This is a genomic window from Clostridiales bacterium FE2011, assembly GCA_017569305.1.
Taxonomy (GTDB): Bacteria; Bacillota; Clostridia; order Christensenellales; family Aristaeellaceae; genus Aristaeella.
On the sequence record CP069418.1, the window covers coordinates 678,726 to 703,344 of the forward strand.

At 50.9% G+C, this 24,619-nt stretch carries 30 protein-coding genes; 1 reads left to right on the forward strand and 29 read right to left on the reverse strand.

The features are described from left to right. Positions 1-8: 8 nt before the first annotated feature. The 22 genes from JRC49_03290 to JRC49_03395 all read right to left on the reverse strand — a co-directional run bounded on the left by JRC49_03290 (position 9) and on the right by JRC49_03395 (position 19,982). The gene (locus tag JRC49_03290) at positions 9-224 is read right to left on the reverse strand and encodes a hypothetical protein (GenBank protein ID QTE71871.1); all 216 of its coding nucleotides are present in this window, start codon (positions 222-224) and stop codon (positions 9-11) included. 11 nt (positions 225-235) lie between these two features. Next, the gene (locus JRC49_03295; protein QTE71872.1) at positions 236-1,153 is read right to left on the reverse strand and encodes a hypothetical protein; all 918 of its coding nucleotides are present in this window, start codon (positions 1,151-1,153) and stop codon (positions 236-238) included. 173 nt (positions 1,154-1,326) lie between these two features. Continuing rightward, entirely contained in the window at positions 1,327-1,854 is a 528-nt protein-coding gene (locus tag JRC49_03300; protein ID QTE71873.1) for a hypothetical protein, read from the reverse strand. A gap of 68 nt (positions 1,855-1,922) precedes the next feature. Next, positions 1,923-2,438, reverse strand: a complete 516-nt coding sequence (locus JRC49_03305; protein QTE71874.1) for a phage major tail tube protein — start codon at positions 2,436-2,438, stop codon at positions 1,923-1,925. A gap of 18 nt (positions 2,439-2,456) precedes the next feature. After that, positions 2,457-3,965 (reverse strand): hypothetical protein, encoded by a 1,509-nt coding sequence (locus JRC49_03310; GenBank protein QTE71875.1) that lies wholly within the window; start codon positions 3,963-3,965, stop codon positions 2,457-2,459. Positions 3,966-3,981: 16 nt separating this feature from the next. Beyond that, positions 3,982-4,638, reverse strand: a complete 657-nt coding sequence (locus JRC49_03315) for a hypothetical protein (protein ID QTE71876.1) — start codon at positions 4,636-4,638, stop codon at positions 3,982-3,984. Position 4,639: 1 nt separating this feature from the next. Next, complete coding sequence (locus tag JRC49_03320; protein QTE71877.1) at positions 4,640-4,981, reverse strand: hypothetical protein; 342 nt, start codon at positions 4,979-4,981, stop codon at positions 4,640-4,642. A 6-nt stretch (positions 4,982-4,987) separates the two neighbouring features. Beyond that, positions 4,988-5,170: a hypothetical protein gene (locus tag JRC49_03325; GenBank protein QTE71878.1), complete on the reverse strand. Its 183-nt coding sequence runs from the start codon at positions 5,168-5,170 to the stop codon at positions 4,988-4,990. Further along, the gene (locus tag JRC49_03330; protein ID QTE71879.1) at positions 5,167-5,601 is read right to left on the reverse strand and encodes a hypothetical protein; all 435 of its coding nucleotides are present in this window, start codon (positions 5,599-5,601) and stop codon (positions 5,167-5,169) included. The genes JRC49_03325 and JRC49_03330 overlap by 4 nt, the downstream gene beginning before the upstream one ends. 64 nt (positions 5,602-5,665) lie before the next feature. Continuing rightward, complete coding sequence (locus JRC49_03335) at positions 5,666-6,727, reverse strand: major capsid protein (GenBank protein ID QTE71880.1); 1,062 nt, start codon at positions 6,725-6,727, stop codon at positions 5,666-5,668. A 35-nt stretch (positions 6,728-6,762) separates the two neighbouring features. Then, positions 6,763-7,191, reverse strand: a complete 429-nt coding sequence (locus JRC49_03340; GenBank protein ID QTE71881.1) for a hypothetical protein — start codon at positions 7,189-7,191, stop codon at positions 6,763-6,765. Between the two features lie 14 nt (positions 7,192-7,205). Next, positions 7,206-8,393 (reverse strand): Clp protease ClpP, encoded by a 1,188-nt coding sequence (locus tag JRC49_03345; GenBank protein ID QTE71882.1) that lies wholly within the window; start codon positions 8,391-8,393, stop codon positions 7,206-7,208. Between the two features lie 39 nt (positions 8,394-8,432). Further along, positions 8,433-10,079: a phage portal protein gene (locus JRC49_03350; protein QTE71883.1), complete on the reverse strand. Its 1,647-nt coding sequence runs from the start codon at positions 10,077-10,079 to the stop codon at positions 8,433-8,435. A gap of 13 nt (positions 10,080-10,092) precedes the next feature. Then, positions 10,093-10,353, reverse strand: coding sequence for a hypothetical protein (locus JRC49_03355; protein ID QTE71884.1), 261 nt, complete (start codon positions 10,351-10,353; stop codon positions 10,093-10,095). A gap of 13 nt (positions 10,354-10,366) precedes the next feature. Continuing rightward, a complete protein-coding gene (locus JRC49_03360) occupies positions 10,367-12,205 on the reverse strand; it encodes a phage terminase large subunit family protein (protein QTE71885.1) in 1,839 nt (612 codons plus the stop codon). Next, the gene (locus tag JRC49_03365) at positions 12,202-12,720 is read right to left on the reverse strand and encodes a hypothetical protein (protein ID QTE71886.1); all 519 of its coding nucleotides are present in this window, start codon (positions 12,718-12,720) and stop codon (positions 12,202-12,204) included. Before JRC49_03365 ends, JRC49_03360 begins: the two co-directional genes overlap by 4 nt. Positions 12,721-12,724: 4 nt before the next feature. Next, complete coding sequence (locus JRC49_03370; GenBank protein ID QTE71887.1) at positions 12,725-13,327, reverse strand: hypothetical protein; 603 nt, start codon at positions 13,325-13,327, stop codon at positions 12,725-12,727. A 176-nt stretch (positions 13,328-13,503) separates the two neighbouring features. Further along, complete coding sequence (locus JRC49_03375) at positions 13,504-14,280, reverse strand: DUF4062 domain-containing protein (protein QTE71888.1); 777 nt, start codon at positions 14,278-14,280, stop codon at positions 13,504-13,506. Positions 14,281-14,318: 38 nt separating this feature from the next. After that, positions 14,319-15,761, reverse strand: coding sequence for a hypothetical protein (locus JRC49_03380; GenBank protein QTE71889.1), 1,443 nt, complete (start codon positions 15,759-15,761; stop codon positions 14,319-14,321). 33 nt (positions 15,762-15,794) lie between these two features. Continuing rightward, positions 15,795-17,606: a DUF262 domain-containing protein gene (locus JRC49_03385; GenBank protein QTE71890.1), complete on the reverse strand. Its 1,812-nt coding sequence runs from the start codon at positions 17,604-17,606 to the stop codon at positions 15,795-15,797. 22 nt (positions 17,607-17,628) lie between these two features. Next, positions 17,629-18,795, reverse strand: coding sequence for a DUF262 domain-containing protein (locus JRC49_03390; protein ID QTE71891.1), 1,167 nt, complete (start codon positions 18,793-18,795; stop codon positions 17,629-17,631). After that, positions 18,795-19,982, reverse strand: a complete 1,188-nt coding sequence (locus tag JRC49_03395) for a modification methylase (protein QTE71892.1) — start codon at positions 19,980-19,982, stop codon at positions 18,795-18,797. Before JRC49_03395 ends, JRC49_03390 begins: the two co-directional genes overlap by 1 nt. A gap of 207 nt (positions 19,983-20,189) precedes the next feature. On the opposite strand from JRC49_03395, the gene JRC49_03400 reads away from it, so the two are divergent. Beyond that, positions 20,190-20,834, forward strand: a complete 645-nt coding sequence (locus tag JRC49_03400) for a hypothetical protein (protein ID QTE71893.1) — start codon at positions 20,190-20,192, stop codon at positions 20,832-20,834. Positions 20,835-20,921: 87 nt separating this feature from the next. Here the strand turns inward: JRC49_03400 and JRC49_03405 are convergent, their stop codons facing one another. The 7 genes from JRC49_03405 to JRC49_03435 are packed head-to-tail and all read right to left on the reverse strand — an operon-like array spanning position 20,922 to position 24,608. Next, a complete protein-coding gene (locus tag JRC49_03405; protein QTE71894.1) occupies positions 20,922-21,398 on the reverse strand; it encodes a hypothetical protein in 477 nt (158 codons plus the stop codon). A gap of 35 nt (positions 21,399-21,433) precedes the next feature. Next, on the reverse strand, positions 21,434-22,345 hold the full coding sequence (locus JRC49_03410; protein ID QTE71895.1) for a DnaD domain protein: 912 nt from the start codon (positions 22,343-22,345) through the stop codon (positions 21,434-21,436). A 52-nt stretch (positions 22,346-22,397) separates the two neighbouring features. Beyond that, positions 22,398-22,547, reverse strand: a complete 150-nt coding sequence (locus tag JRC49_03415; protein QTE71896.1) for a hypothetical protein — start codon at positions 22,545-22,547, stop codon at positions 22,398-22,400. Continuing rightward, positions 22,531-23,049: a hypothetical protein gene (locus JRC49_03420; protein QTE71897.1), complete on the reverse strand. Its 519-nt coding sequence runs from the start codon at positions 23,047-23,049 to the stop codon at positions 22,531-22,533. Before JRC49_03420 ends, JRC49_03415 begins: the two co-directional genes overlap by 17 nt. Position 23,050: 1 nt before the next feature. Continuing rightward, a complete protein-coding gene (locus JRC49_03425; protein ID QTE71898.1) occupies positions 23,051-23,971 on the reverse strand; it encodes a DUF3102 domain-containing protein in 921 nt (306 codons plus the stop codon). Positions 23,972-23,994: 23 nt separating this feature from the next. After that, a complete protein-coding gene (locus JRC49_03430) occupies positions 23,995-24,357 on the reverse strand; it encodes a hypothetical protein (GenBank protein QTE71899.1) in 363 nt (120 codons plus the stop codon). Continuing rightward, on the reverse strand, positions 24,354-24,608 hold the full coding sequence (locus JRC49_03435; protein QTE71900.1) for a hypothetical protein: 255 nt from the start codon (positions 24,606-24,608) through the stop codon (positions 24,354-24,356). The genes JRC49_03430 and JRC49_03435 overlap by 4 nt, the downstream gene beginning before the upstream one ends. Between the last annotated feature and the right edge of the window lie 11 nt (positions 24,609-24,619).

The following is a 24,619-nucleotide window of genomic DNA, read 5'->3' on the forward strand; positions in this document are numbered from 1 at the left end:
ATGATCCGTCATAATCTGCCAAGTATCTTCCCGTTTCCATCGTTAAACATAAAGAAATACACCTTGTCTTCCACCTGGTATACGGTATCATCCGTTCCCGTTATCACACGGGAAACCAGCCCCGGCCGGTCAAAATTCCTCACCCGGTATCCTCCGGCAGCAACCTCCATGATCTGCCCTCTTTCAATCGTCGCACCGGTTATGATGTTATCCTGTTTTCCCATCCGCACACTCCTTATACAACTGTCAGGATGCAGCGATGCATTGTCGCACGGCTTGTACCTTCCTTCAGATCGTGTTCCACATCCTCAATCAGCCATTGTCCGTCTGCGTCCGTCCCGCCGGTAATGTCTATCCGACTCATGGCCGTCCATGCCGGACAGAACGTGCTCCGGATCGTCATACTCTCGCACTTCCGGTTTTTCTCCTTCAGCAGGTTTCTTGCCCACCGTGCAGCCTGGATATTATTCAATGCCGGATATTCAGTAATCTCCTGTGTTGCGTGTGTCACGCTTACTTCTTCATCCGTTGCCTTCCCTGTTGCGTAAGGCGTAGTGATGATCATTCCCCGGTCTTTAGCTCCGTTCCGCCGGTAATCTGTTCCGTCCTGATCCGCGCTGATCGTAATAATTCCCACCGGTGTTCTTTCCTGTGCCCAATCAAGGCCGATCAGCGCATACCGACCGTTGATGCATTTCAGCCTGGCTCCTTCCAGCAGTGCCAGCCGGTGTAGGAAGGCCGCGCAGCATTCGTTCTCCTGCTGGATATAGGGAATCCGTTGTCCGCCATCTATCCCGAAAAAGCGAAAATCCATGCCTGTCTGAGCCGCGCATTTCCGCAGTATTTCCTCAATTGTTTTGTTTTCAAAACTATCCCACCGTTTTTTCCTCGCCTTGCACGGCAGTGCTGTTGCCAGCACACGGTATTTTCCGTTTCCCGGTGCAATAGTGTTCAGGTACAGGATCCCGCTGTCCCATCCGTCCCTCTTTACGCGGATCTCGTCATCCTCCGCCGGTCCCCACCGGTACCAGCTTTCCGCGTTTTCAAATTCAATATCAAGCCCGTCGCAGCGTCCCCCGCAGGTGTCCCGCGCCACGGCTTTTCTGATCATCACATACTCTGTAATGTCTTTGTCCTGCCAGATGATGTTCACGCTGCTTCACCTCTTGAAAAAAGGCGGTGAGTATTCCCCACCGCCTGTCTGTCATTCTCCGCCGTTCCGCCGTTTTTCCATCACATCGCAGATCACCTGCAGCATCCTGTAAAACTGCCGTATGGTCATGTCCATAAAGGATGTAACGGGTGTATGCGTCAGCATGGAGGCCATCACGGCTTTTTCGAGATACGCATTCGCCCCGCCCTCCGCGAGGCGTTGAAAAAAAGCGTGGCAATTTCCACCGCTTCCACGCTGTCTGTCATACCGATTTCGCCCACAATGTCCTGCATATCCAGCCCCTCTGTCTGCTTGGCCGCGGCCTTGGCAAACAGGGCAAGAGCCTGCCGCTTTGTAATGTTGAAAGAGTTCACGGCATTCGGATCGCTGTCCATGGCATCCGTGTATTCAAGCCCTTTCAGCACCGTAAAGTCATATTCCAGCTCTTTATATTCTGTTTCATGCACGGTGATCGGCGTTTCCAGCCTGATCTTTCCTTTCCCTTCGGCAATGGCCGCGTTCGCCTCTCTGATCATTTCCCGCTGTTTCTCCAGGTTTTCCTGGATGGTCTTTTGCAGATCCTTCCTTGCCTGGTCAATTGCCGCCTTCTCTTCTTCCGTTCCGGCGGCGGGTACCGGCTGTCCGGTTGTTTCGGGAGCAGTCACGTTCTTTTCTATCGCACCGTTTTTCTTTTCTTCCATGCTGTTCACCTTTCTGTTTAATCAAAAGCAGGAAAGGCGCGAACGTTCGCGCCTTCCCTGCAGTTGTCTTACTTCAGCAGATTATCCACATCGGATGTGCAGTTCTTTCCGTTGAACTTGATCAGTCCGGCCATCGCGTCCGCGATCACCGTCACCTTTCCGTCAACCTCTTCCTCATACCGCAGCACGGAATACTTTTCGGTGCTGCCATAGGGGTTGCCCGTTTCAATATCGCCCTTCTCGGTCGATACATGCACACCCACCACGCGGTATTTCACGCTCTCGTGCTTGATATCGCCCTTCTGCACGTCATACCGCTGCCGGGCAGTACGTGCCTCAATGGTGTGCTTGCCGGGCTGAGCCAGCAGCGGGCAATTCACGCCGTTGTTGTGGTAGATTGTGAACTCCATCGCGTTCAGGTGGGTGGTGTCCGGCATGGAAACATCCATTGCCATACCGGAACTCTTTACCTCCGTTGTGGGGTGCGCAATCGTGGGCAGACCGATTTTGGTCACATCCTCAATTTCCTTCTTGTTGTCGATCAGCCGGTGCTTTTCGACATTGCAGTATACTCTCTTGGGCATGGTTTTATCCTCCTTCCCTTATTCGGCGGTCATCGCCTGAATGTATGTCACGAAACCTTCGTCCGTCCAGTTGACAACAGCCTTCAGGCTGCGGGCAATCGGTGTCGGCGTCAGGTCGAAGATGAAGGAGAAGTCTCCCATCAGGATATCCGCCTGCGCCTGGGCGGTGCTGTTCAGCCGTACCTCGCCGTGGATCAGCGCGCCAATGGATTTCAGCGCGTCAATGCGGCTCTGTTCCTCCGCGATGATGGTCTTGATATCGTTCGCGGTCACGGGCTTGTCCACGTCCTGGCTGCGCCGCGCCTGGAAGTCGTTGCTGACGTAGTACAGCATCATCATGTTGACTTCGCTGACGTTGATCTGGTTCCCGTTCTCCGGGTTATACTGCGCGCTGTGGCAGCCCCAGATACACCAGCGTCCGGCGGTATAGCACGCGCTGGCAATACCGTTGCTGTTCAGGTATTTGTTGATGATCGCGTCATCATACAGCCTGGCGGTGTTCGCTTCACCCATATAGAGGTTCTGGATGATTTTGCAGGCGGTGTTGCTGGCCACCATGTAGGGGATCCCCTCGTTCTGCATCAGCAAAGCCTGGAAGTTCGCCGCGGCCAGCACGGAAAGATGGTACTTTCTCCCGTCCGTACCCAGGGCCATCGGGAAGAACACGGTTTCATTGTCCTTGTTGAAGCCGTTTGCTTCCTTGAATGCCGCCACGGTGTCCAGCCTCAGCTGCGTCTGCCCGTTCATCAGCGGCAGGTCAACAAACATGTAGGTATCCCAATGCCCGTTGATCTTCTTGCTGATCTGGCACATCGCGTTATGCACGTCAATATCACTGCTGAACCCGGGTGCGGCCAGGTAGGAAGGCACATCACCGGTTCTCGGATACACGTCACTCACCGCAAACAGGCCGGTATTAAGGCCCATGCCGTCGGTTGTGCCGATCACATCGGCAGTGGTAACGCCGCTGGGTTTGATGGTGAAGTATTCCACCGTCAGCTCGCCGGTACCCAGCCCGTTGCCGATCTCCTCGATGATGATCTGCTGTTTGTCTCCGTTGTAGGCAATGCTGTAATCCACGCCCTTGGTCTTCTCCAAGGGTGTCGCGTCCGCGGTCTTGATGACAACCGTTTCGAGGATAATATCCTCCGCGCTGGCAATCATAATCCTACCGCTTTCGGGTGCCTTCGTGGTTGTCACTTTGGCGCCGTTCCTGTGGTCTGCCCTGGCGGGGTCAAGCACGTTGATCAGCACCAGCGGGCCAACGCCATTCATTTCAAAGTGGACATACATCGCTTCGCAAAGCGTGTACTTGTCCCAGGCATCGGAATAACCGAAGGCCGCCTTTGCCTCGGCAATGCTGTTCACCAGCACGGGCTTGTTCACGGGATAACCCGCCCCGTTCGCCAGCGCCAGCTGATGCACCGGCGCGGTGCCGACATAGACAATCACGCCTTCGCTTTCGTCAGCAACGCGGTTGCCGACAGCCTGTACGACGCCATACGCGCCATGCAGATAATCGCTCATATGGAATTCCTCCTTGTCATAATAAATTGTCGATTTCAGGATTGGTTTTTTCGTTCGCGTAGCAGCCGAACACAACGTTCACAAACCCGTAGTAAAGGGGCCGCCGGTCTGTCACGTAGTTCTGATCCGTGTACAGGCTGTATGTGACAGATTCCTCGTCTACAAACAGATCTGTCTCCGGGATCATCTTCTGGCCGAGCAGTCCGCTCATGCAGTCATCCAGCCAGTTAAACAGCGTGTAGAACCCCTGCTCCGTTCCTTCCAGCAGCAGGCTCATGTCCAGGTTGTTTCCGTTCTCGTCGCCACTTTCCACGAAACCCGGAAGCCGTACTCCCGGTTCATACACACTGAACAGCATGGTAATGCCGAGGTGCTGTCCCATCTCCTTCGGCCTGTGAATCCCGTTGTACCGGTCGAACCTTCGCTCTTCCATGTACTTGGCGTACTGCTGGTTGGGCATGATAATGATCCCCGGCACGGTCGAAGCCGGAATCTCGGTCAGGTTTCCTGCCTGATCCATCTTCGCCGGCGCCCAGCCTAGGTAGCAGCTCGGTTCGCGCCACTGAACGTCGGTGATATCCATCTTTTCCCCGGGGGCTTTCATGCTGCGCCCTTCGCAAAGCTCTGCCTTCACCCACTTTTTCAGTCCCTCGAATCTTTGTGTAAAGCGCATCTTATATCAACTCCCTCGGATCGAATACCGTCAGCAAGATGTCATACATGCCTTTGTTATCGTGGATGTCCAGCACCTTCATCACCCGCTTGTCAAACACAACCTGTGTGTTCGGTTCCGGTCTGTGGTCGGGAAAAGTGTCAACCGGCGTGTGGATGAGTAATGTGCGTGTGTTGTTGTCCCACGAGATATCATTGACATTGTTGTTTTTCCGCTTCAGGGCTTCTTCGTCATCCGGAACACAGGTGATCTTCCTGCCGTTCCAGTAGTGGATTTCCCCGAAATGATCCATGTTCATAAAAACACGGTGGTTATGGTCGGCAATCAGATCGGTCAGTGCCACGCTGCATCACCGCTTTTTATCGCCGGGCTTCTTCGCTGTCTCGGCCTGCGCTGCGGGCTTGGCAGCCTTGTCCGTTACGGACGCGCTTTCGGCTTTGGCGGGCACAGCTTTTCCCTGTTCAATCAGGCGCTCACCCCAGCAGTCCTCAACGGTCTCGATTCTGCCGTCCGCGATGTGTTTAATCCTCACTTCCGGTTCCTCCCTCCGCCGTTTTTCGCCGCGGTCTTCGCGGGCTTTTTCGCGCTCTTTACCTCCGGCTTGCCGCCTTCGTCAATCGCGCCTGCTCCGTCCAGTTCCGGCAGATCCTCTTCTTCATCATCCGGATTGCCTTCCCCGGCTTCGTTGTCCTCGGTTCCATCCTCGGAGCCGTCATCCGCGTCTTCGGCGTCTCCATCGGCATCATCCGCATCCGGATCCTCACCGGCATCGGGTGCGCCCTGATCATCGGGCTTCTGCGCCTTCGGAGCGTTGCTGCCCACGGCACACAGAACGCCGCGCGCCATCATATCCATCAGCCTGTCCTTGCCCAGGGCAGCCACCTGTTCTTCGGTCAGGAATTCCCCGGGCGTCAGCAGGCCGATTTTCGGATCGGCGGTGTAGGTTTTGGCATAATATTTCATTTTGTACCTCCACGAGAAAGGGCCGCCTGATCGCTTCAGGCGGCCCTCCGAATCTGTTTGTCTGTTATCCCAGCACCTTCATCAGGCACCATGCGCCGATATTGTCCGGCACAACGGTCGGGCTGGAAACCAGCCGGGTGGTAATGGACTCCGTGCTCGCGCCGCCCTTGCGGAAGGCGACTTCTTTCTTGATGTAGGTCTTGATCTTCGCGGTTTCATCCTGGCCGACAAAGTCATTGATCGGGCCGTGATGAATGGTCAGCGGTTTGTTGCTGCTGGAACCCATCAGGATGTAGCCTTCCGGGATGTAATACTCAACCCGCCGGTCGAAGTTCACAAAATGGCCGGAATAGCTGACCATCTTCACGCCGTCGGAGTTGCTGCCCCGGTACCGGACGCCCTGACCGGCATACTTGGTCGCGATCTCGCCCATGTACACATGGTCCATGTCCAGCTTTTTCAGGTAGTCGCTGTTCTCACTCATCGCCTCGAACACACCCGCGCCCATGACCATGATATCCACGTCGCCCAGGCCGTCATATACGATATCGAAAGCTTTTTCCATATCGTAGTTGATCTTGGCTCCCGGCTGGTTCCACGCGGTAGCCGGAACGTAGATATTCTGGAAACCGAAGTCCGCCACCATGGACGGCTCTTTTTCGCGGCCATTCTTGGTGTACCGGCGGATTTCCATTTTGCCTTTCAGCATTACTTCACGGATCAGCCAGTTCCGGCTGTTCTGGTTCATGCCGCGCAGCTTCGTCAGATCGCGGGCAAGCACCTGTTTCTGCCGCTGCTCCGGTGTTTTCCCGCCCATCACGGTTTCGCCAAACTGCCGTGTGGAAACATCCGCCAGTGTCAGCGGGATTTCCGGCGCCAGCGTAGTGAAAGCGATCCGGCGCATCTCGAAGGGATCGCGGTTCACGGCCACGCCGCCGGTGCCGGGCACAACAAAGGGAGCCAGGCCGGTTTCCGTACCGCGCCGGTAATCATACATGACATTATCATCCTCGTATACCTCGCCTTCCTTGGCAAAGGTGTCACTCAGAAAGGTGTATGTCCGCGGCATCAGTTCCACGGCCTTGGTCATTACGCCCGTGGAAAAAAGGTTGAAGTTATCAGGCATTGTCTTGTTCCTCCTTATCTGTTATTCATCCCGGATCAATCGCCGTTGCCGCCGCTCACGGTGTTGTCCGCTTCCACATCATCTTTCCGCCAGTCATCAAACGGGCTGAAGGTAATGCCCTGTTTGCGCAGGATACGCGCCTGTGCGGCTGTCACGGGAGTGCCGTCGGCAATCTTTACCGCACCGGCCTTGAAGGTACCCTTCTCATAGGCGGCGGCAGCCACTGCCACGGTTGCGCTGTCGGTGGTATCCACGTTGTCACGAAGTACCAGCAGTTCAGCCGTTTCCGCGATATTCGCGGCAGCGGCAGGCGCGTACAGTGCGCCGTTCTTCCGGTAAATCACCGTGCCATAGGGCACAATGCCGTTTCCGGGTTCCATGCTTACGGCAACCGCAGTGGCATCACCGTTCGCCAGCAGATCCTTGATCTCGCTCCTTCCGATGGTCTCAAACAGTTTATCCATGGTGCTTTTCCTCCTTATTCCATTTCCGTCACGGTGACGTTCATCCCGGCAGCCAGACCGGCGATTTCCTTCGCCAGTTTGTCCTCGTTTTCCGCACCGCCGCTCAGATCAGCCGGATCTCCTGCGCCTACATTCCCGGCAGCCTTGGTTTCCTCCTGACGGTTTGCCAGGTATTCCTCGCCGGTTTTCGCCTGTTCGGCAATCACAGTCTGCAGGAATTCCGCCGCGCTCTTCCCTTCGTTCAGCGCGACCTCGGCCAGTTTGTCCCACTTCGCGCCCTTGGGCTTCAGGGTCATAATGTCGTTCCGGCGTTTGCGCTCCGCCGCAACCGCGGCTTTGGCAATCGCCTCCGCCGCCGTGGGATTCTCCTGCTGGATTACTTCGGCAGTTGCGTCTTTCAGTTCAACCATTTGGATTCCTCCTTCATCCTTGGGCATATCGCCCGTATTTTCAGACGAGTCTCCGGCGGCAACTGCCGTTTTCTCGTTGCTGACTGTGTTTGTTTCTGCTTCTTCCTGTGCGGCTTCCGGTTTCACAACCGGCATCTCCGGCACATTGTCATAGATCTCCTGCATGGTCTTGTAGACCTCTTCGGTCACGGCACAGGCCGCAATCTGCTCTTCGCCTTCGGCCGCCTCGATCTCTTCATCCACAAGCCCCTCAAGCATCGCGGTTTCGGTGTTGTACCAGGTGGTCGCGTCCATCAGCTTCAGGAATTCCTCCCGGGTCTTCTTGCCGCTGCGTTCCGCGTAGATATCCGCAATGTCGTTATCCGTGTTGATCATGCTCTGATAGGCGGAAAGCATGTCCTGCGCATGGCCGCGTACCGCCCACGAGCAGCGGTGGATCATGTACTCGCTCCCCTTTGCCATTCGTACATGCGCGCCGGGGATACAGGCAATCAGCGTGGCTGCGCTGCAACAGGATCCTTCGATGTCCACGGTCTTTTTTGCCCCGTGTTTCATCAGCGCGCTCCGCATCGCGATTGCTTCATTCACCGCGCCGCCGGGGCTGTTAATCCGGATCGTCAGTTCGTCCACGTCACCCAGGTCGTTCAGGGCTTTGATAAAGTCCTGGCTGGTCACTTCATCGCCCCAGAACTTCGTCCCGCTGATCACGGAGAAGATCATCACTTCGCCCTTTTTTTCGCTGACTTTGTTGGTCTTGAATTCCAGCTGGAATCCCATATTGATCTTCGGCATGTCTCCGCCTCCTTATGCTCTGTATGTCATGGGAAGAGGCTAATCTGTCCCGCCTGTACTGCCTTGCGCTGCTGCTTGCGGCGTAGCCTCTTCCCATGCTCTCATTTCACGCCCGCGCTGCTCGATGTTCTCCATGTAGTCGGTACCGCCGTACTCCATGGCCTCTTGCTCGCCGGTGGTGATACCCATTTCCATCCGCGTCTTGGCCGCGTCAGCCTCCTGTACCGGCTGTACATGTCCCCGGCTGCTGCCAACCCACTGACAGCCGCACCACGCGTCATGGATGATGGGATCATCAAAAAACCCCGGAGCATCCAATAGCCCCAGGGCAATCGCTTCCGCGATCACGGCTTCGTAAACCGGCTGGTTAAAGCTCTGCAAAAAGCGTTCCCGGTACCGGGTTACAACCCGCCAGAAATCCAGCCGCGCCGCGTTCGCTGCGGTAAAGTTGCTGTTATATCTGTGCATCAGCACTTCATAGGGTATTTCACAGCTGCTGCCGACCATGGTAATGATCTGGCTCGTATAGGAATCAAAGGCCGTCGGCGCACGGTTGTCCCCGATCTTCTGCACCTGTTTTCCGGGCGGCAGCTCATACACATTGCCGTTGCCCAGTTCCACATGCAGGCTGTCATCCGTCACCTTTTCCTCTTCGGAAATGGAATCATTGATACTGTCATACCCGTCGTCATCCGTCGCGTCGCTTGTAATGAAAACCGTCAGCATAGCCGCCACAATCGAGGCTGCCAGCTCCGCATCCATGTACCGGTCCAGCTGCTTGATCTGTTCGATCATCCCGGCGATAAAAGGCACGCCCCGGTGCTGTTCGGGGCGTTCTGCGGTCATCAGGTGCAGGATGTTCGGCATACCGGTTTCTTTACCGTATGCGTCAATCGCCTCCCAGGTGATCTCGTCCGGCACTTCTTCCTGCAATGGATGATGTGTTGCAATGTGATAACGGATGATTTCACCGTCCTTGTTCAGCTCCACACCATCCACAATGCGTCCTCCGCCGTCCGTGTTCTTGGCCTCGCTCTCTCCGCTCTGGCTTTCAGGCGTACAGAGCCGGTCTGCCTCGATCAGCCGGATCGTGGTCTGGAAGGGATTTCGCGGATTTGGCTTCATGCCGAACAGGGCGAGCACATCGCCGCTGACCAGTTCCGAACGGAATGCGAGCTCCTGCATCTCCCAGAAGGTATGCTGCCGTGTCGCGTCACACATCTTGGTCTTTGCCCAGAGGTTGAATACACGTAATGCGGCCTTCTGCCATTCCATCGCCGCTTCTTCGCTGATCCCCAGGGCTTCATAATCGATCTTCGGTTTCGGCCGGATCCCCCAGCCGACCACGCTCGTAACCATCGTGGAAGGCGCGCCGCGTCCCAGGCCGCCGCCGGTATACAGGTCGCGGCTTCGAACCCGCAGCAGTGATCCCTGGCGGTCAATATCATCTTCTGCGCTGCCGCCGCCAGTAATCCAGCCGATCAGACTGTTTTTCGTCTGGCTGGCTCCGTGATAGCGGTAGCCGCTCGCGCTGGCCGTCTTGACCGCGTTCAGGAAGTCTCCTGCAAGCTCCTGCCGTTCCTTCTTCACCCGTTCCCGGTGCATTTTTACACCCTGTTCCGGGTTGATCAGCACCGCCAACCGTTCCCGCATGGTCATGGAGGAATTCAGAACCTTCTTTGCCATTCCTTATCCCTCCTTACATGTCACGAAAAACGACCGCCACGCTCCGTGACGGTCGCTTGCTGGTCTCGTATTTTTCCTTGATCCCGGCGAAGTAATCAATCATTTTCTGAATATCGCCCAGATCCATCATCGTAACGCTGCGCGTCCCGATGGTGTATTCCTTCACCTGTCCGTTTACCAGCGCGGTCAGTGCGGCTTTGTACTGTTTTAGGTATGTGCATACTTCATCATAGGTGTATGCCGCGTGTGTATACACTCCATTTCGATAGGCCATGCGCACCGCCTCCTTAAATCTTGATTCCGGCTGATACCAGCCCCCTGGGCCTTCTCGGTCTGCCGGAAGTATCCGCCCTTTGGATTTTTGTTTCACCGTATAGTTTCTGTTCACAGGCATCCAGGTCAATCCGGAATCCCTTGAACGCGCACCGGGCATAATTGTTCACGTCCAGTGCTTCGTTCCGGGTATAGGTTTTGACCCACTTTTCAACATATACGCCGTTCTTCTTCACCAGCTTAACCTGTTCGGAGATCAGTCCACGGAAATAATGTTCATCATATCCCCTGTCATCGTCATCCGGAAAGTGCATATACCGCGGCCCTGGCTCCATCACGCCCGCGTTATGCAACACTGCACGCTTGCCGACGGAAACATTCAGTTCAAACCGGTTCTGTTCCTGCCCGGTTCCCTTGGTATGCCGTACAAGCGCGCCGGTGTCCTTATTCGCGCCCTTAATGGAATACAGGTGCTTGTGCCTCCGCCTGTAGCATTGCTGCACCACATCATCCCAATAGTGGCCGCCGGCATCCATGAAGGCGACCGCCGCTTTCATCGTGCGCCCGTTTTCCAGATGCCACTTTCGGTCCAGCAGCTCATCCACCATTTCCCAGACCTCCGGCTCATCTGCCCGTCCGGGAAGAATGCCGTATTCCAATCCCCAGCTTTCCTCGTTCCGTCCCCAGCCTTTGACCTCATATTCCAGCCGGTTATCCTGGGTATCAATACCGATGGTGATCACCAGCACCCCGTTCGGAACTTCTGCCGCATAGTGTTCGCGGCGCATATACAGCATTTCCGGAATGGTTGTCGTGTCCTTGAATTCAAATGGGATCCCCAGCTCAAGGTTATAAAATGTCTTGAGCATTTCCGGATCATCCTTTGCATCCAGAAATTTCTTGCATTCATCCTTCCAGTCCGCCCAGGGCGACAGAAAAGCATTCAGGTGAAAGGATCGGATCCCGCGTTTTAATGCCTTCGGGTTGTATGCAACCCATTGTGCCGGTGTGCGCTTAACCTCCCATTCTTCCATGTACTTTTTACACTTTGGGCATTGCCACCGTGCGCTTGTAACCTCGTATTCCTTTATCCCTTCATTCTCGGCGGTCTCCTGCTTCTCAAAGCAGATATCCTCAAAAACAAGCTTACTGTGCTGCCCGCAATGCTTGCAGGTCGGTTCCCATTCTTCCTGTGTCCCCCGCAGGAATTCCCGGTAGATCCGGCTGGTCGCCTTGATCGTCGGTGTGCTGGTGAACACCCGCTTGGCAAAAGCGAAATTCTGTGTACGTTTCCGTGCCAGGCTCACCGGGTCGCCTTCAATGCCCGCTGATGGCGGGTATCCGTCCACTTCATCCATGAACAGGTTCTCAACCGGCCTGGACTTCAGGCCGCCCGGACTCATGGCACCGGTCATGCTGATAAAACCGCCGTTAAAGTTGATCTGCGTGATCGTGCTGTTTTTTCCGCCGAAGGTCAGTTCATTTAGTACCGGCGTTGCCTCAATCGTCGGCGTCAGCCGTTCTTTGCTGAAGTTCTGCACATCATCCTCGGCAGGCATAACCAGCAGCGACGGGCCGGGATTCAGGTGCATCATGCGCCCCATCATGTTCATCAGCATGTCCGTCTTGCCCATCTGCGCGCTGGACATCACTACAATGTCATGTATACCGCGCTGGCTGAAACTGTCCATGATTTCTTTCTGATAAGGCGCACGGTCTGTATGCCATGGGCCGGGTTCCGGCGCGCTTTTGCCGACGATGACCCGGTAATGGTCAGCCCATTCGCTCACGCTTTCATCGCTGGGCGGCTGGAAACTATTCAGGATATCCCGCCCAAGTTCCAGAAGGTTCATTCGTCCTCATCTTCCTCATCGGGCGTCTGGCAGCTGTCCTCGCCAGGCAGAGGGGTGTTGGCTATCATACTTAATGCGTCTCGTACATCACGGTCGATAATGGCTTCGATCCTGTCCGGATTGTCGATCATCACCAGCGCCGGCGCTAGTTTCCTTGCCAGGTTCACAAACCGCCCGCGGACGGTGGCCGCCACATTGCTCCATAACCTGTGTACTTCCGTGATCTCTACGTATTCGCCCTTCAGACGGGCTACCTCAATCTCTGTCTTCTCTTTTTTCACCCACTCATGCTGTGCTTTCACTACCGACAGTTCCCTGTTTTCTTCCTCGGCGGAATCCTTGTTGTATTCCACCCATCGCTGCACAAAAAGAGCGAGGTCATACTTTTTTGAGTCCGCCTCGCTGGGTACAAACAGTTTTTTATTTGCGGGCAGCTCCATGTCGATATCATGCAGTCTGCGGTATGTGTACCCGGCCACACTCGCCAGCTCCTTCTTGGTTAATGCAATCCCCATTGCATCACCTTCCGGATCCCATCAGGTACATAAAGCGCTGTTCAATCTGTTTGGCAAGGAACAGCGCTATATCCTGCTGCACTTCTCCCTGGCTGCGGTTCATCGGCATCTGCGGAATCGCTATACCGGAAACCTTCATAATCGGCCCCCGCGCCTTACTTGTGCGCGTAAAGGTCAGTTTGCCAAGCTTACTGCCCAGGTTGCGGAACGGCGGATATCCGGCCATCACCCTTCCGGGAAGAGTGCTCTGCCCGCTTCTCACAATCCGTGCCTTCACCTTGTATTTCCTTTTCAGGCTATTCCAGCCGTGCGCACCACCGCTGGCCGCGTACTGGCTGCCGATGTTCCCGCGCTTGTCCCGGATCGGGATAATGCAGCTGGTGCCGCTGACTTGCGGACGCTGAACCGCCTTGCCGACCTTGCTGGGCGAAATGACGTACTGCTTCGGCAGCTCTTCCTGCAGGATCCGTTTCACATGCTTGCTGGTCCGGTTGAAAATCCCGTACATGGCTCTTTCAAACTGCGCCCCGCTCATGTTCCGGCGAAGCAGGTTGATCTTTTGTTCCAGGTCGGATGCATCCACCGTCAGATAAATGCCATACGCCATAACGTCACCTCCCGTCACGCGCAGCGCATACAAAAAACGGGCGGTTCGCACCGTCCGTCTTATTCACACCTCTTTCGATGGTATCATATTAGCATAACCGATTTGTCATTTCAACACATTTTTTGACAGTATAAGCAAATCTGCTTTGTGCAATCCTGCCATATAACCGTTCACAATCACCTATCCTTAAAAGGAGAAGTTAAAAGATACTCACGGAGTAGCTCGGCAAACTGTTCTTGGCTGATTTTTCGCCCATAAAAATCAAATAATGCTTTTCTACAGTTACTCATTACATACATGAATATATCATTCATTGCCTGTACATCATCATAGTCATTCACCAATTCATTATATTTATCAATAAGTTTCTTCTGTTCGTCCCTAAGCATCTGTACTTGTTTGTGTAAATCAAGATTTTCTTTTAGAGCCTCATATTTATCTATATCTATTTTTTCAGCTATCCAACCTTGACGGGGCGTTCTCTCTATCTGTTTGTATAGAGCAGATATTACTTTCTGCGCAAGATCGTCAGCATTTTTCCACCAAGTTACTGTTCTCCCTCTTTTGACGTCAGCTTTAAACTTTTCAAACTCTTTGATATGCTTATTCTCTACATATGCAGCCTTAACAGGCACAAATTCATCAATCAAGAATGCAAGAATAGGAATACCTTTTTCTTTTGCATACCTGTATTCTTTTTCTGTATAGCTGATTCCTTTATCGGGGCCATTTGGAATAATTGTCCCGTATCGGTGACCTATAATCAGAACATAATAATCAGAATTCTCAATCGTCTCCCTGATTATTTCCCATTGTCCTTCATTGGCAGCTCCAAACATTTCCATGCCTACAGGAAAGTGGTACATGGACAGAATAGCGTCCCGTACTTTATTACGTTCTTCCCGAAGATCTTCATAGGTTGAAGATATATAAATCTGATACTTCTTGTCCATGTCGCATCACTCCAATTATTTGTTTTCTCTAATCCACTTTATGAATTGGCAACTTCTTCAGGAACAAACTCAACCGAGATAACAAGGTTCCTCTTATGTGGAATCAAGTTCATTTTTGTCGGTTTAAACATATAATTATGTATTTTTATGGATCTTAGATTAAGCGGTTCTTCCACTGGCAAGGTGATCGGTTCAGTAAGTTTTAGACTCTTGAAACACTTTTCGCCTTCTTTGCAGAACGTGATGTTGCGTTCTTTTGTGATGCTCTTATATACTGCGTCAATATGCCTGTAAAGCTGCTCCGACTCCTCAACCGATTTAACTGGATATAAAACAAACTTGATATCAAAAAACTCCTCTATAGCAGTTATCTGATTCATACAATCCAGCCAGTATTGAACAAGATTCTGCTGCTCTTTGACATTAAATATTTTGAGAGATAGCTCTATTGTTTTATTGTCATATTCAAGTCTGATCTTTTTTGTCTGGAACAATTTTTGTATACGTTGGAGATTGAGTATTCTTTCAGAAACATGATAATCTAAAACATGGAAGTAAATCGAAGCACCTGCTATAGTGTCGTTTAACAGTAGTATATTTACTTCTAGGTAATCATTTTGAAACTCAAGTCTTTCCAGATCGTCCCTATAATACTGATATACATCACCTCTCATATACGGAATGAGAGAATCATCAAGATATATCATAGCGCTGGTCACGCCCCGCGGAATATCAAACATATATTCCGGAATGCCATATCTCATATCCTGCTGAAGATAGAAATCAGTAGATCTTAAATACTTTTCTAAGAGTCTTCCTTCTGATAACCCTGTAGCGTTCTTTCCTAATGCACTTCGCATGTAACTGACCAAGTTCTGCGGAACCTTAATTGTATCAGGATCAACAATCTCCCCGCCTATTTCCTCATTGTCGATTCTGGATTCAATTTCTTTTGAGAAATCGATCTCTTTTATTTTTTTGATTTCAGGAAATGCAAAACGCGTTATTTCCTCAGTGTTAGGAAGGTCTTTTACATCACAATTAATAATTACTTCATCAGCTGAAAGCGGATTATATATACACCCTATTATTTTACAGCCGTCTGTAGTTATGTATGCTACTGCCTTTGTCCAGAATGTATAAAATTGTGCCTGTCCTAATACTTCCGGCATTTTCTCCGGCTTCTTTGTCTCAAGTATCAATAAGCTGTGCTTATTAACCCATTCAGTATGAGTGTTACGACGCTGATCATGACTTTTGTAATCTTTGTCATCAAACAGAAGAAAATCAGCGCCTTTTGCGGGTAACGGCTTAGAGCCTTCGTATCCATACACAGGGAATTCCTCGGAGCGAAATTCCATCGGATATTCGAGCCACTCAATCAGAGGGACAGCAAATTTGGATCGTATTTCTGCCTCGGAACGATTATTGCACTGTAAAAAGGAATCAATTATGCTTTGCAATTTCTTAAGATCCGGCATAATACGTTCCACCTCGTATCAATTCATTGTTTTTTACAACTGCTTATAATATGTCTCAATCATCTTTGCCATCAGATGCCGGCGTTTATTCAGGAATTCATCATAATCCGCAACGGTCATACTGATAATCTCACCTGGCAAAGCATTTTCCGCTATATTCCGTTTCAATGTCTCAAGATCAGTAATATTACCGATGGTCGGTTCTTGGGTGCTGCACTGCTGCACCGCGCGGGAAAAATAATCAATAGGCGCGTCATCACTGATCGCTTTATTAACCTGTGTATCCAGGTATGTATAATTTGCCACCTGGTTATACCGGCTCTTGGCAACAATACCGTTCTTTTTCAGGTATGCTTTGGGGAAGATGTGATGCACATCGCCGGATATATTCAGCAGGTCCGAAATCATAGTTCCGTGCATGAATAAAGAATTCTTGTTCATGTTGATCTGCGCGGCCAGGAAGGTATTGAACGCCGGACTGTTTACAGAAATCGTCTCCAGGTTTTGCGGGAGCGTTACTTCCCAGAAGGTATCTGCCAGCGCGGATCGTTCAACCTCTTCAAAGAAACTGATAAAACCTTTTTCCTCTATCAAGCGGATATCCCGGCTCATGGTCGTCTCAGGGGATCCGGCATAACGACCCGTAAGAGTGGTTAATACAAACCATTTCTGTACATAGCGCTTCACCTGATCGTTTGCTATGGTCGGATCCTTGAGCAGCTTCAGATAAAGCATATATCCAAAGTTCAGCGTCATCTGGGATGTAAGCAGCTTGCTTGATTTATAACCAGCGCCCTTGATGGCCAGCACAAACTGCTCAAAATTGTATTCATTGATGAACGCCATCAGGCCTTCATTCAGCTTTTTATATGATTCCTCAACAATTTCTTCTTTGAATTCCCTTGTGACAAAATCACGTCCTGACAGCAGGCTTACCAGATCCGTCATTCTGCCACGGCTAAAGCTGTACATAAAGGCCACTCGGAGCATATCGCCATAATCCGGATCGTATATGTCCTCATAATCATTGGCAAGCCATTTGATTTTAGCCGCATAGGGCGTCTGTGCAAACTCCGTGTCTTTTGCCACTGTGGCATAGAATTCCGGTTTTACTGCCAGATGACAGAAATAATCAACTACTTTGCGCATCATATTTCCGCCATGAACGGTATCTGCAGCCATCTTGGACATAACAAAGTCAGACTGACTCAGGGCTGTTCCCTTGGAGTTGATGCGGATAAAGATTTCAGTAACCTCATCGATATCCAGGGAATGATCCAATTCAATCACACCAACCTGCCGGTTTGCGATCCCCTTAAGCTTAGTCAGTGTTTCAGACAGTTCATCAAGATCTACGCCCTCATTGGCCTCTGCATAGGCGTTTTCAAAAGCTCTCTGCTTGAATTCCGGTTTAAAAAGCTCCGCGATATCCGGGATCCATTTCTTGTCTTTCAGGTGAGAAACGTCCTGAACCTCAAAACGCTTGGTCGGGTCTGTCGCCAGCGGATTAAATGCTATTTTAATCCGATCTTTATGGAAATCGTCGTCCATAACCTCTATGCCGGATATCGCAGCCATAAGTGCTGTCACCCGCTGCTGTCCGTCAATCAGAACATGGTTCCCACCGGACAGTTTTCCGTCTTTTGTCCTGACATCCGGGTTTTTCCAGGTAATGATATACCCTGTCGGATATCCATTATACAGAGAGTCGATCAGATCCCGCACCTGGCTGCGTCTCCACACAAACGGACGCTGTATTTCCGGTATGACAAATTGTCCTGCGTCAATAAGGCCCAGAATTGCGTTAACGGAATACTGCATCAGTGTAAACTTTTCACCATTCACGGGATCCTCACATCCTTAACTGTTATTTGTTTCCCTTCGCCCTGTTATGCGTCTTACAAAGCATCTGACAATTTGATGCATCCGTTGCCCCGCCATGTGACCAGGCTGTCACGTGATCAGCGTCCATTTCATTAATCTTGTAAATTCGCTTCGCATTAGCATCATGACCAATTGCACACAGAGGACAATTTGATTCGTTCTTCGTCTGTGCATCCTTTGTCTGCTTGTCATAAACTGCACGTTTCGTCTTCTCATCAAAGACTCGGACGTTCAACAACGACGGATCCTGTTCACCGCCCAGAACATATTCGAAGACACCCCGCTTATTTGTTACCTGCGGATCTCCGAGCAGTTCCTCGACCTTATCGGCAATAGCATCTTTGGAATATGCGTTCGTATGGTACTGCCGGTACAGTCTCCCCCAATCAAGGCCACAGACTTCATTGCCCGTGTACTCAAATACGGAGTCAACCCAATCGATCACCGTCTCGAAATTGTTCTTCAGCTCATCGATATTGGTATCCTGCCGGTGTTTTGCCATATAATCATCAATGTTACTATCGCTAACCCAATCCAATGCAGTTTCAAGGATTGCCTGACGTTTCGGATCACCCTTAACGTACGTCTGCCAACGGTTCATGTTCGCATTACCGGTATTGGAGAACACTGCTCGTGCCTTCGTCACGAACGGCCCATGATATGATGCGTTCCTGAGCTCCTGCTTTGCAAGCGGCAGGCCAACAATATTGATCGTCTCGAACCATTCTTGTATCTCGGAAGGTTCGCCCTCACAGACGTAAATCGTCAGGACGGCATCTGTAATCTTCTTCTGGTCATCAGGATCCAGGCTGCTAAAGTACCGCGGCTTGCCGTTGCGTTCTACCGCAAACGGCCAGGACTGATTGACAAAACGGGCAAAGGACGTAATGCGCTGCTGACCGTCAAGGACTTCGTACTTTCCATCACTGTTAAGGACAAAGTAGAGCAGCCCAAGCGGGTAACCTTTCAGCAGGGACTCCACAACAGCTACGTCCCGCTTTCCATCGCCGTAAATATAATTGCGCTGATACTCCGGCTGAATAATCAGCTGACCATTCAACCCAAACAAACCTTTACCTTCATTTCTATCAAAACTGAAGCCTTTACAGACATCGCCGACAGTCCAATCAGTATGAAGCGTTGTCTTCATCAAGCGTTACCTCCCTTCTTCGACCGAATGAGAATACGTCGATATGTCCTGAAAACTTTGCCTTGTTCATTATAATAGCCTAGGCTCGGGTGACCAACGCAAATACTTCCTGTATTTCCTTGTTCATAATATTTCTTTACAAACTCTGAATCTAAGCCTTCATTACTTTCAATATCCTTATCGTAATCTAGTCCCAAGATATCAAATTGTTCGGGATTATATCTATCCATAAATGTTATTGGAACACCCATAATTCCATCATAATCCGACGGTATACATTCGACAAAAGGAACTTCTATAGCATTACAATTTGCATAATGTGCATATGTTGAAAGGCCGTCTTGTTCTAACTTCTTCTTCAACTTCTTATTAAATTTTAGATTATGCGCCAAAGTATCCAATAGTAGTTTTTCATGTCGTTTACCATGATCAATATTTGTAAACCAGCAAGCTGACGCCAACCGCCCCATCACAACATCATTTATAATCTTATATGCAGAACCTTCTTTTTTATTACAACGTAACCATGACTGATACTGTTCAGACACGTGAAAATACATATCCTGACTTAAGGATTTATATCCAAGCCACATCGAATTCCTTTTTAACAGAGGAAACATTTCTTTATTTGTGATTGCATTCATGTTTCCCAAAATTATAAACTTCTTTCCAGCTTCCATGATCCATGTAAGAAACTCCCTGAAAAGGGAAAATGGCGGATTTGTGATAATCATATCCGCTTCATCACGTAAAGCGCAAACTTCTTTTGACCGGAAATCACCATCGCCTTCCAGATATCCAGAGAATTCAATATCATCCATATCGATATTTCCGGAACCATCAGAGTCTCCGACGAGTGTAAACAGTTTTCCATGCGTATCATGCTTATCAATATCATATAACGGAGAACTGGATTCAAACATGGTTAACTGTTTGCTGCCGGAGCTCTTGGCATAGGATGTAGATATCAATTTTTTCAGTCCAAAGCGTTCGAAATTAGAAGCAAAATACTTTGTAAAATTACTCCATTCTGGATCATCACAAGGAAGGAGAATCGTCTTTCCGCGAAACACATCGGGATTGAATTCCACGTATGCGTTCATCTCAGCTTCAATATCACTATACTGCGTATAAAACTCATCGTTTTTTGCCGTTTTCGCAGCGCCTAAACTTGTATTATCGGCCATTACTTCACGGTCTCCTTTTCATTAAGTACAATCTGCTTTGTCTGGCATGTTATTCTAAATAATTATTATAGCATAAATACCACACCTGTACATAGAAAAAGAAACCTGCATCCATTAAACAAAAACCAGCTTGACTTTCTAGCACTAGATATGGCAAAAATGGAAAAGCAGATAAAACTACGCTTACAAAAACGGAGGTGAAAGATTTTGTTAAGTAAGAAAGAGCAATTGATCCTGGAGCATTACAAACACCTTATAGAAAGCCAATCGTTTGATGAGTTTGATCTTATTGGTTTATTCATTTTTATTCGATCTATCATACAAAAAGGCAGTTATGCTAATATCTATGATATTTGTGATACGATTGCGCATCGGGAAAGAGACCAAGGAAAAGCAACCACTGGTATAAAGAAGATTATACAGAATCATTATCGGACAAAAAGCCATAATGAAATACATTCATTAGGTAACAGTCAAAAGCTTCAAGGTGCAAACGGAATTAATGAAGAAACTTGGAAAAAAGAATGGAAAAAGTTCGGAAAAAACTATAATATCAAGATTAATGATTCGATTATTCAGGATATTTCGTTGTGCGTATTATCTTTACTTCAGGATGTTCAGCTACAAGATGATCAATATACTAGTATCGCTAGTTTGAAAATTGTTAAAGCTCAGAATGAATTATCAGTGGCAATAACGGAAGGTCGTGCCGAGTCACCGTTTGTTGTTTTCTTTAAAGTCTGTGCCGCCACAGAACCTTTCCCTGATGGACCTATTGATGATGCAATATATACTATTAGAGAGAATGGAAAGCTGAAATTACTGACAGATAATCATATGATTATCGTTTGATAGTATATACAAAAACGCCAAGCCTGATTTAATAGGTTTGGCGTTTTAATGGTTATCAGAATCATTTTATACTTTCTTCGTTGCATATCACTTCTTTGCCACAACATACTTTTCCTGCCAGCGGACGCTGGCCATGTTAGGCGCGTCCTCCACACACTTCCTGGCCTGGTCAAAGCCGCGCCGGGTCATGTTTAATTCCCTGCGTATTTCCGTGTCCGGCGTCTCAAACATGTACTTCATCATTACGAACGTTCGCAGGCTTCGGCTGGCGATACTGTTCAGAATCTTCTGGGCTTTCTGCAGCTGATCGGCGTATTCCCGGCACTTTGCCGCCTGCTTTTCTTCCAGCTCCGAAATAACCGCAAAGGCTTCTTCAAGACCTTTCGGCAGCCCTCCGCCGCACGGCATTCCCGTCAGGTGCGGCGTAATGTTTGTCAGGCGGTCATGCTGCCATTCGCGCTGCTGTTCCGTCATGCGGAGATCCTGCATGATGCACAGCACTTCCGCAAGCAGCGGAATGTCTTTGTTGTGAATGACCGTCGGCTGAAAACGTCCTTCCTGCATCGTCTGCTCCTAACCCGCGAACGTTCGCGCTTTTGTTATCCTTCCTGCACTTCAAACATCGGCGTGATCCCGGCCTTCCGGTTTTCCTCCCGCCTCTGCCGCCGTGCTTCTTTCCGGGCTTCGTCATTCTCCTCCGAGCTCCGCCCGAACCAGATATCGCCTGTTTCGACACGGTGCTCAACCTGGTATTCGTCTACCTGGTGCGGCTGCATCACATCGTTCTCTCGCCAATCGCCCAGGATGGACAGGGCATAGTCCACGGGTCTTTGCGCACCATGCCCCGCCGCTGTTTCCAGCGCTTTATTGACCATGTCGCTGGAAAACTGCATCCGCCATCCGATAACAACCAACCGGTTGATTTCCACGGGATAAGGTGCTCTGCCGAACGCCCGCCGGAATCCGATTGTGATCGCCGTTGCCCGCTCCGCCCGGTTCGGGATTGGATCCTCTCCCCCTTCTTCGCGCGCGAGGATGTCGTCAACGTCATCATCATCGTCAACATACCTTTCGGTTTGCGTATATCCCCTATTTGGGTTTATATATATGCTCCCCATGCTGGCCGGTATGTTGCCCCCTGTGTTGCCGGGTATGTTGTACCCTCTGTTGCCCTGTATGTTGCCCCCTGTGTTGATCGTATTTTGCGTATAACCGTCCGGATAAAACAGCTTGATTTTGTATGCCGGATTCTCCTTGTTCCTGCTGCCGGGCTTGAAATCAATCAGGCCGCGCTGTTTCAGCCCGTTTCTTGCCCGCACCATGGTGTCGATCCCCATGGGATCGCATAACATGAGCACTCGGTTATTACTGATGCGGATAAAATCGTCAGTCCACACATTGCCTTCTGCTTCCTCGTTGAAAATCTCAATCAGGGCATACCAGAGCAGGCGTTCTGCGGACGTGAGCTTATGATCTGACGCATACCGAATAAACCGCCTGTGCTCACGCACATAGTTGAATATTGGCATTGGCTGATTCCTCGTTTCTTAGTTTACCGGTCTGTTATGTGTGATCATTGCGATGTGCTTCGCTGTATTCTTTCAGATACGCGGCACTGATGGCATGTATAAGCACGGGTTTCTCATGGCGTTTCACCATCTCAACCCGTTCGTCATCCAGCGCTTTCAGGCGTTCTTCACTGTCCCTGGTCATCGTTCACCGCCATCCTTTCCCGCGCATCCTTCACCACATCCCCGACAAGCAGCGCGTTGTTCCAGATTTCAATCTGCTGCATGGCCACCGTGTATTCATGCTTCGGCACATCCCGCAGGGAGGATATGCCATACCTGGCAAGCACCGCCCGGCGGATATGGTTACCCAGCTTCGTAACAGCTTTCTTATCCTCAATCTCGCGCTTTGAAAGCAGCTCCCGGCTTCTCTGCCGGATCGCATTATTCAGATAGCTCGCCTGTTTGCTGTCCACCTTCGTTTGCAGGCGGATCTGTCGTTCCAGCGCTTCGAGCCGGTCATTCTGCACACTCTGCGCGGAAGAAAGCTGTTCCAGGGCAGCGGTATTGTTTTCCAGGATCTTTGCCATGCTTTGCATGACCGGCTGAAGCAATTCCTTTATCACACCGCTTAACACTTCCGGCGTAACGAGGATTGCTCCGGATTCACGCGCAATGGAGAGTTCTTTCTGTTCCTGTGTCTTCATGTCAGATCACCGTCCCTTCCGCGCCCGTCGTTTCCAAGGCTTTCCGGCTGTCCTTCGCCCACTTCTCCACGGTTTCCAGGAGAACGCTGTATTCGTCCTTGGTCTGACTGTCCATCGCAGCAAAAGTCACCCGCATTTGCGGCAGCCGTGCGCAGGTACCGATAAACTGTCTCACCGCTCCTGCAAACACTTCCGGCGTCAGCTGATCCGATGGCACACGCTCCGCGTCCCCCTTGGCAATCGCGCTCTTGGCATTCAGCAGTTCCGCCTGGGCACGGTTCAGATCTTCCTGCTGTTCCTCCAGGGCGGCTTTCTGATCCCGGATTTCCTGCTTCAGCTGGTTGTTCTCCCCGGCGATCCGGCGGGCTTCTTCCATGGCCGCGCTGCCGGTTGCCTTCAGGCGTTCAATCTCCGCCCGGGAGTTTTCAAGCTCCTGTGTCATCCCCTCCGGGATCTCCGGCGGTCTGTTCTCCGCGTCTGCCGCCCGTCTTTCCGCGGCCAGCCGGGCTTCATGTTCCTGGTTGATCTGCGCCTGCATTTCCTCCCGTGCTTTCTTAACCGCCTGTTCTACTTCACGGGCGCTCATAGCTGATACATCATGGTCTTTCAGAAATTGCTCCTCGGCTTCTTCCGGCAGCGGCAGCAGCTTGAACGCCTTGCTCCGTCCGATGTCTTCCAGCTGCGGTTTCCCGCCGAAACGCTTATAGGCGGCCACCATGGCCTGGGCCGTCCGGACGCTGCAATCCGCGTTGTCCTTCAGCCACCTTTCCCATTCCCCGTGTTTCACAAGCTCTTTGGCCTCCGCAAACACGCGGGCCAGCTGCCACATGTTCAGATCAATGCTCGTGCGCAGCGCACGGGCTTCCATGGCAAGGCTGTCGATTTTGCTGACTTCTTTTTTCGTGGTGTTGGCTAGTGTCATAATTCATTTTCCTTTCTCGCGTATCAGGCTGTATTCGCCTGATCCCGCAGTTCCTTCTGGTCTGCCGGCGCGTCCGGCGTCGGCATCCAATGTGTGATACCTTCCCCACAGCTGACATGACGCCAGCTGCGAAGGCGCACGTCACCGTGCACGTCCTTTGCGATCACTACACCCAGGCTGTTCGCATCCCTGAAGGCCGGTCTTCGCTCCTGGATCGGGATCCAGTTCTCGGGGATCTCCATCCATCGCACAACAAACCGATTCTTCCGTGCCTTCCGGCAGTCGTATACCATGCATTTCTGATATACGTGCCATACCAGCACATACCGCGTTTTTCCATCCTCCGGCTCAGGACACGTCTGCATGTCCATCCATTTTCCGGTCATGTTTCGTCAGGAAAAACGACCTCAATTCCTGCCCGCTTCAGTTTTTCACACCACATGGTTTTCATCGCGGAATCGCAATGGCACAATGCGTCTGCCCAGGTGGGAAACCTCCTGTGCGTTTTAAAAAACTGATTCTGGTAATACAGGCTGTTCAGGTCGTGCGGTTCAGCTTTATCGTGTACCGTTGCGCATACCGGACATGTCCCCGGCACGGGCGCACTGATCCTGATAACCTCCATGCTTTTGGGCATGGCTCCTCCTT

Excerpts from the sequence above, each read along its gene's own strand:
- JRC49_03290 (QTE71871.1), bottom strand. The coding sequence starts at position 224 with ATGGGAAAACAGGATAACATCATAACCGGTGCGACGATTGAAAGAGGG.
- JRC49_03300 (QTE71873.1), bottom strand. The coding sequence starts at position 1,854 with ATGGAAGAAAAGAAAAACGGTGCGATAGAAAAGAACGTGACTGCTCCC.
- JRC49_03305 (QTE71874.1), bottom strand. The coding sequence starts at position 2,438 with ATGCCCAAGAGAGTATACTGCAATGTCGAAAAGCACCGGCTGATCGAC.
- JRC49_03310 (QTE71875.1), bottom strand. The coding sequence starts at position 3,965 with ATGAGCGATTATCTGCATGGCGCGTATGGCGTCGTACAGGCTGTCGGC.
- JRC49_03315 (QTE71876.1), bottom strand. The coding sequence starts at position 4,638 with ATGCGCTTTACACAAAGATTCGAGGGACTGAAAAAGTGGGTGAAGGCA.
- JRC49_03330 (QTE71879.1), bottom strand. The coding sequence starts at position 5,601 with ATGAAATATTATGCCAAAACCTACACCGCCGATCCGAAAATCGGCCTG.
- JRC49_03335 (QTE71880.1), bottom strand. The coding sequence starts at position 6,727 with ATGCCTGATAACTTCAACCTTTTTTCCACGGGCGTAATGACCAAGGCC.
- JRC49_03340 (QTE71881.1), bottom strand. The coding sequence starts at position 7,191 with ATGGATAAACTGTTTGAGACCATCGGAAGGAGCGAGATCAAGGATCTG.
- JRC49_03345 (QTE71882.1), bottom strand. The coding sequence starts at position 8,393 with ATGCCGAAGATCAATATGGGATTCCAGCTGGAATTCAAGACCAACAAA.
- JRC49_03350 (QTE71883.1), bottom strand. The coding sequence starts at position 10,079 with ATGGCAAAGAAGGTTCTGAATTCCTCCATGACCATGCGGGAACGGTTG.
- JRC49_03355 (QTE71884.1), bottom strand. The coding sequence starts at position 10,353 with ATGGCCTATCGAAATGGAGTGTATACACACGCGGCATACACCTATGAT.
- JRC49_03360 (QTE71885.1), bottom strand. The coding sequence starts at position 12,205 with ATGAACCTTCTGGAACTTGGGCGGGATATCCTGAATAGTTTCCAGCCG.
- JRC49_03365 (QTE71886.1), bottom strand. The coding sequence starts at position 12,720 with ATGGGGATTGCATTAACCAAGAAGGAGCTGGCGAGTGTGGCCGGGTAC.
- JRC49_03370 (QTE71887.1), bottom strand. The coding sequence starts at position 13,327 with ATGGCGTATGGCATTTATCTGACGGTGGATGCATCCGACCTGGAACAA.
- JRC49_03375 (QTE71888.1), bottom strand. The coding sequence starts at position 14,280 with ATGGACAAGAAGTATCAGATTTATATATCTTCAACCTATGAAGATCTT.
- JRC49_03380 (QTE71889.1), bottom strand. The coding sequence starts at position 15,761 with ATGCCGGATCTTAAGAAATTGCAAAGCATAATTGATTCCTTTTTACAG.
- JRC49_03390 (QTE71891.1), bottom strand. The coding sequence starts at position 18,795 with ATGAAGACAACGCTTCATACTGATTGGACTGTCGGCGATGTCTGTAAA.
- JRC49_03395 (QTE71892.1), bottom strand. The coding sequence starts at position 19,982 with ATGGCCGATAATACAAGTTTAGGCGCTGCGAAAACGGCAAAAAACGAT.
- JRC49_03405 (QTE71894.1), bottom strand. The coding sequence starts at position 21,398 with ATGCAGGAAGGACGTTTTCAGCCGACGGTCATTCACAACAAAGACATT.
- JRC49_03415 (QTE71896.1), bottom strand. The coding sequence starts at position 22,547 with ATGACCAGGGACAGTGAAGAACGCCTGAAAGCGCTGGATGACGAACGG.
- JRC49_03420 (QTE71897.1), bottom strand. The coding sequence starts at position 23,049 with ATGAAGACACAGGAACAGAAAGAACTCTCCATTGCGCGTGAATCCGGA.
- JRC49_03425 (QTE71898.1), bottom strand. The coding sequence starts at position 23,971 with ATGACACTAGCCAACACCACGAAAAAAGAAGTCAGCAAAATCGACAGC.
- JRC49_03430 (QTE71899.1), bottom strand. The coding sequence starts at position 24,357 with ATGACCGGAAAATGGATGGACATGCAGACGTGTCCTGAGCCGGAGGAT.
- JRC49_03435 (QTE71900.1), bottom strand. The coding sequence starts at position 24,608 with ATGCCCAAAAGCATGGAGGTTATCAGGATCAGTGCGCCCGTGCCGGGG.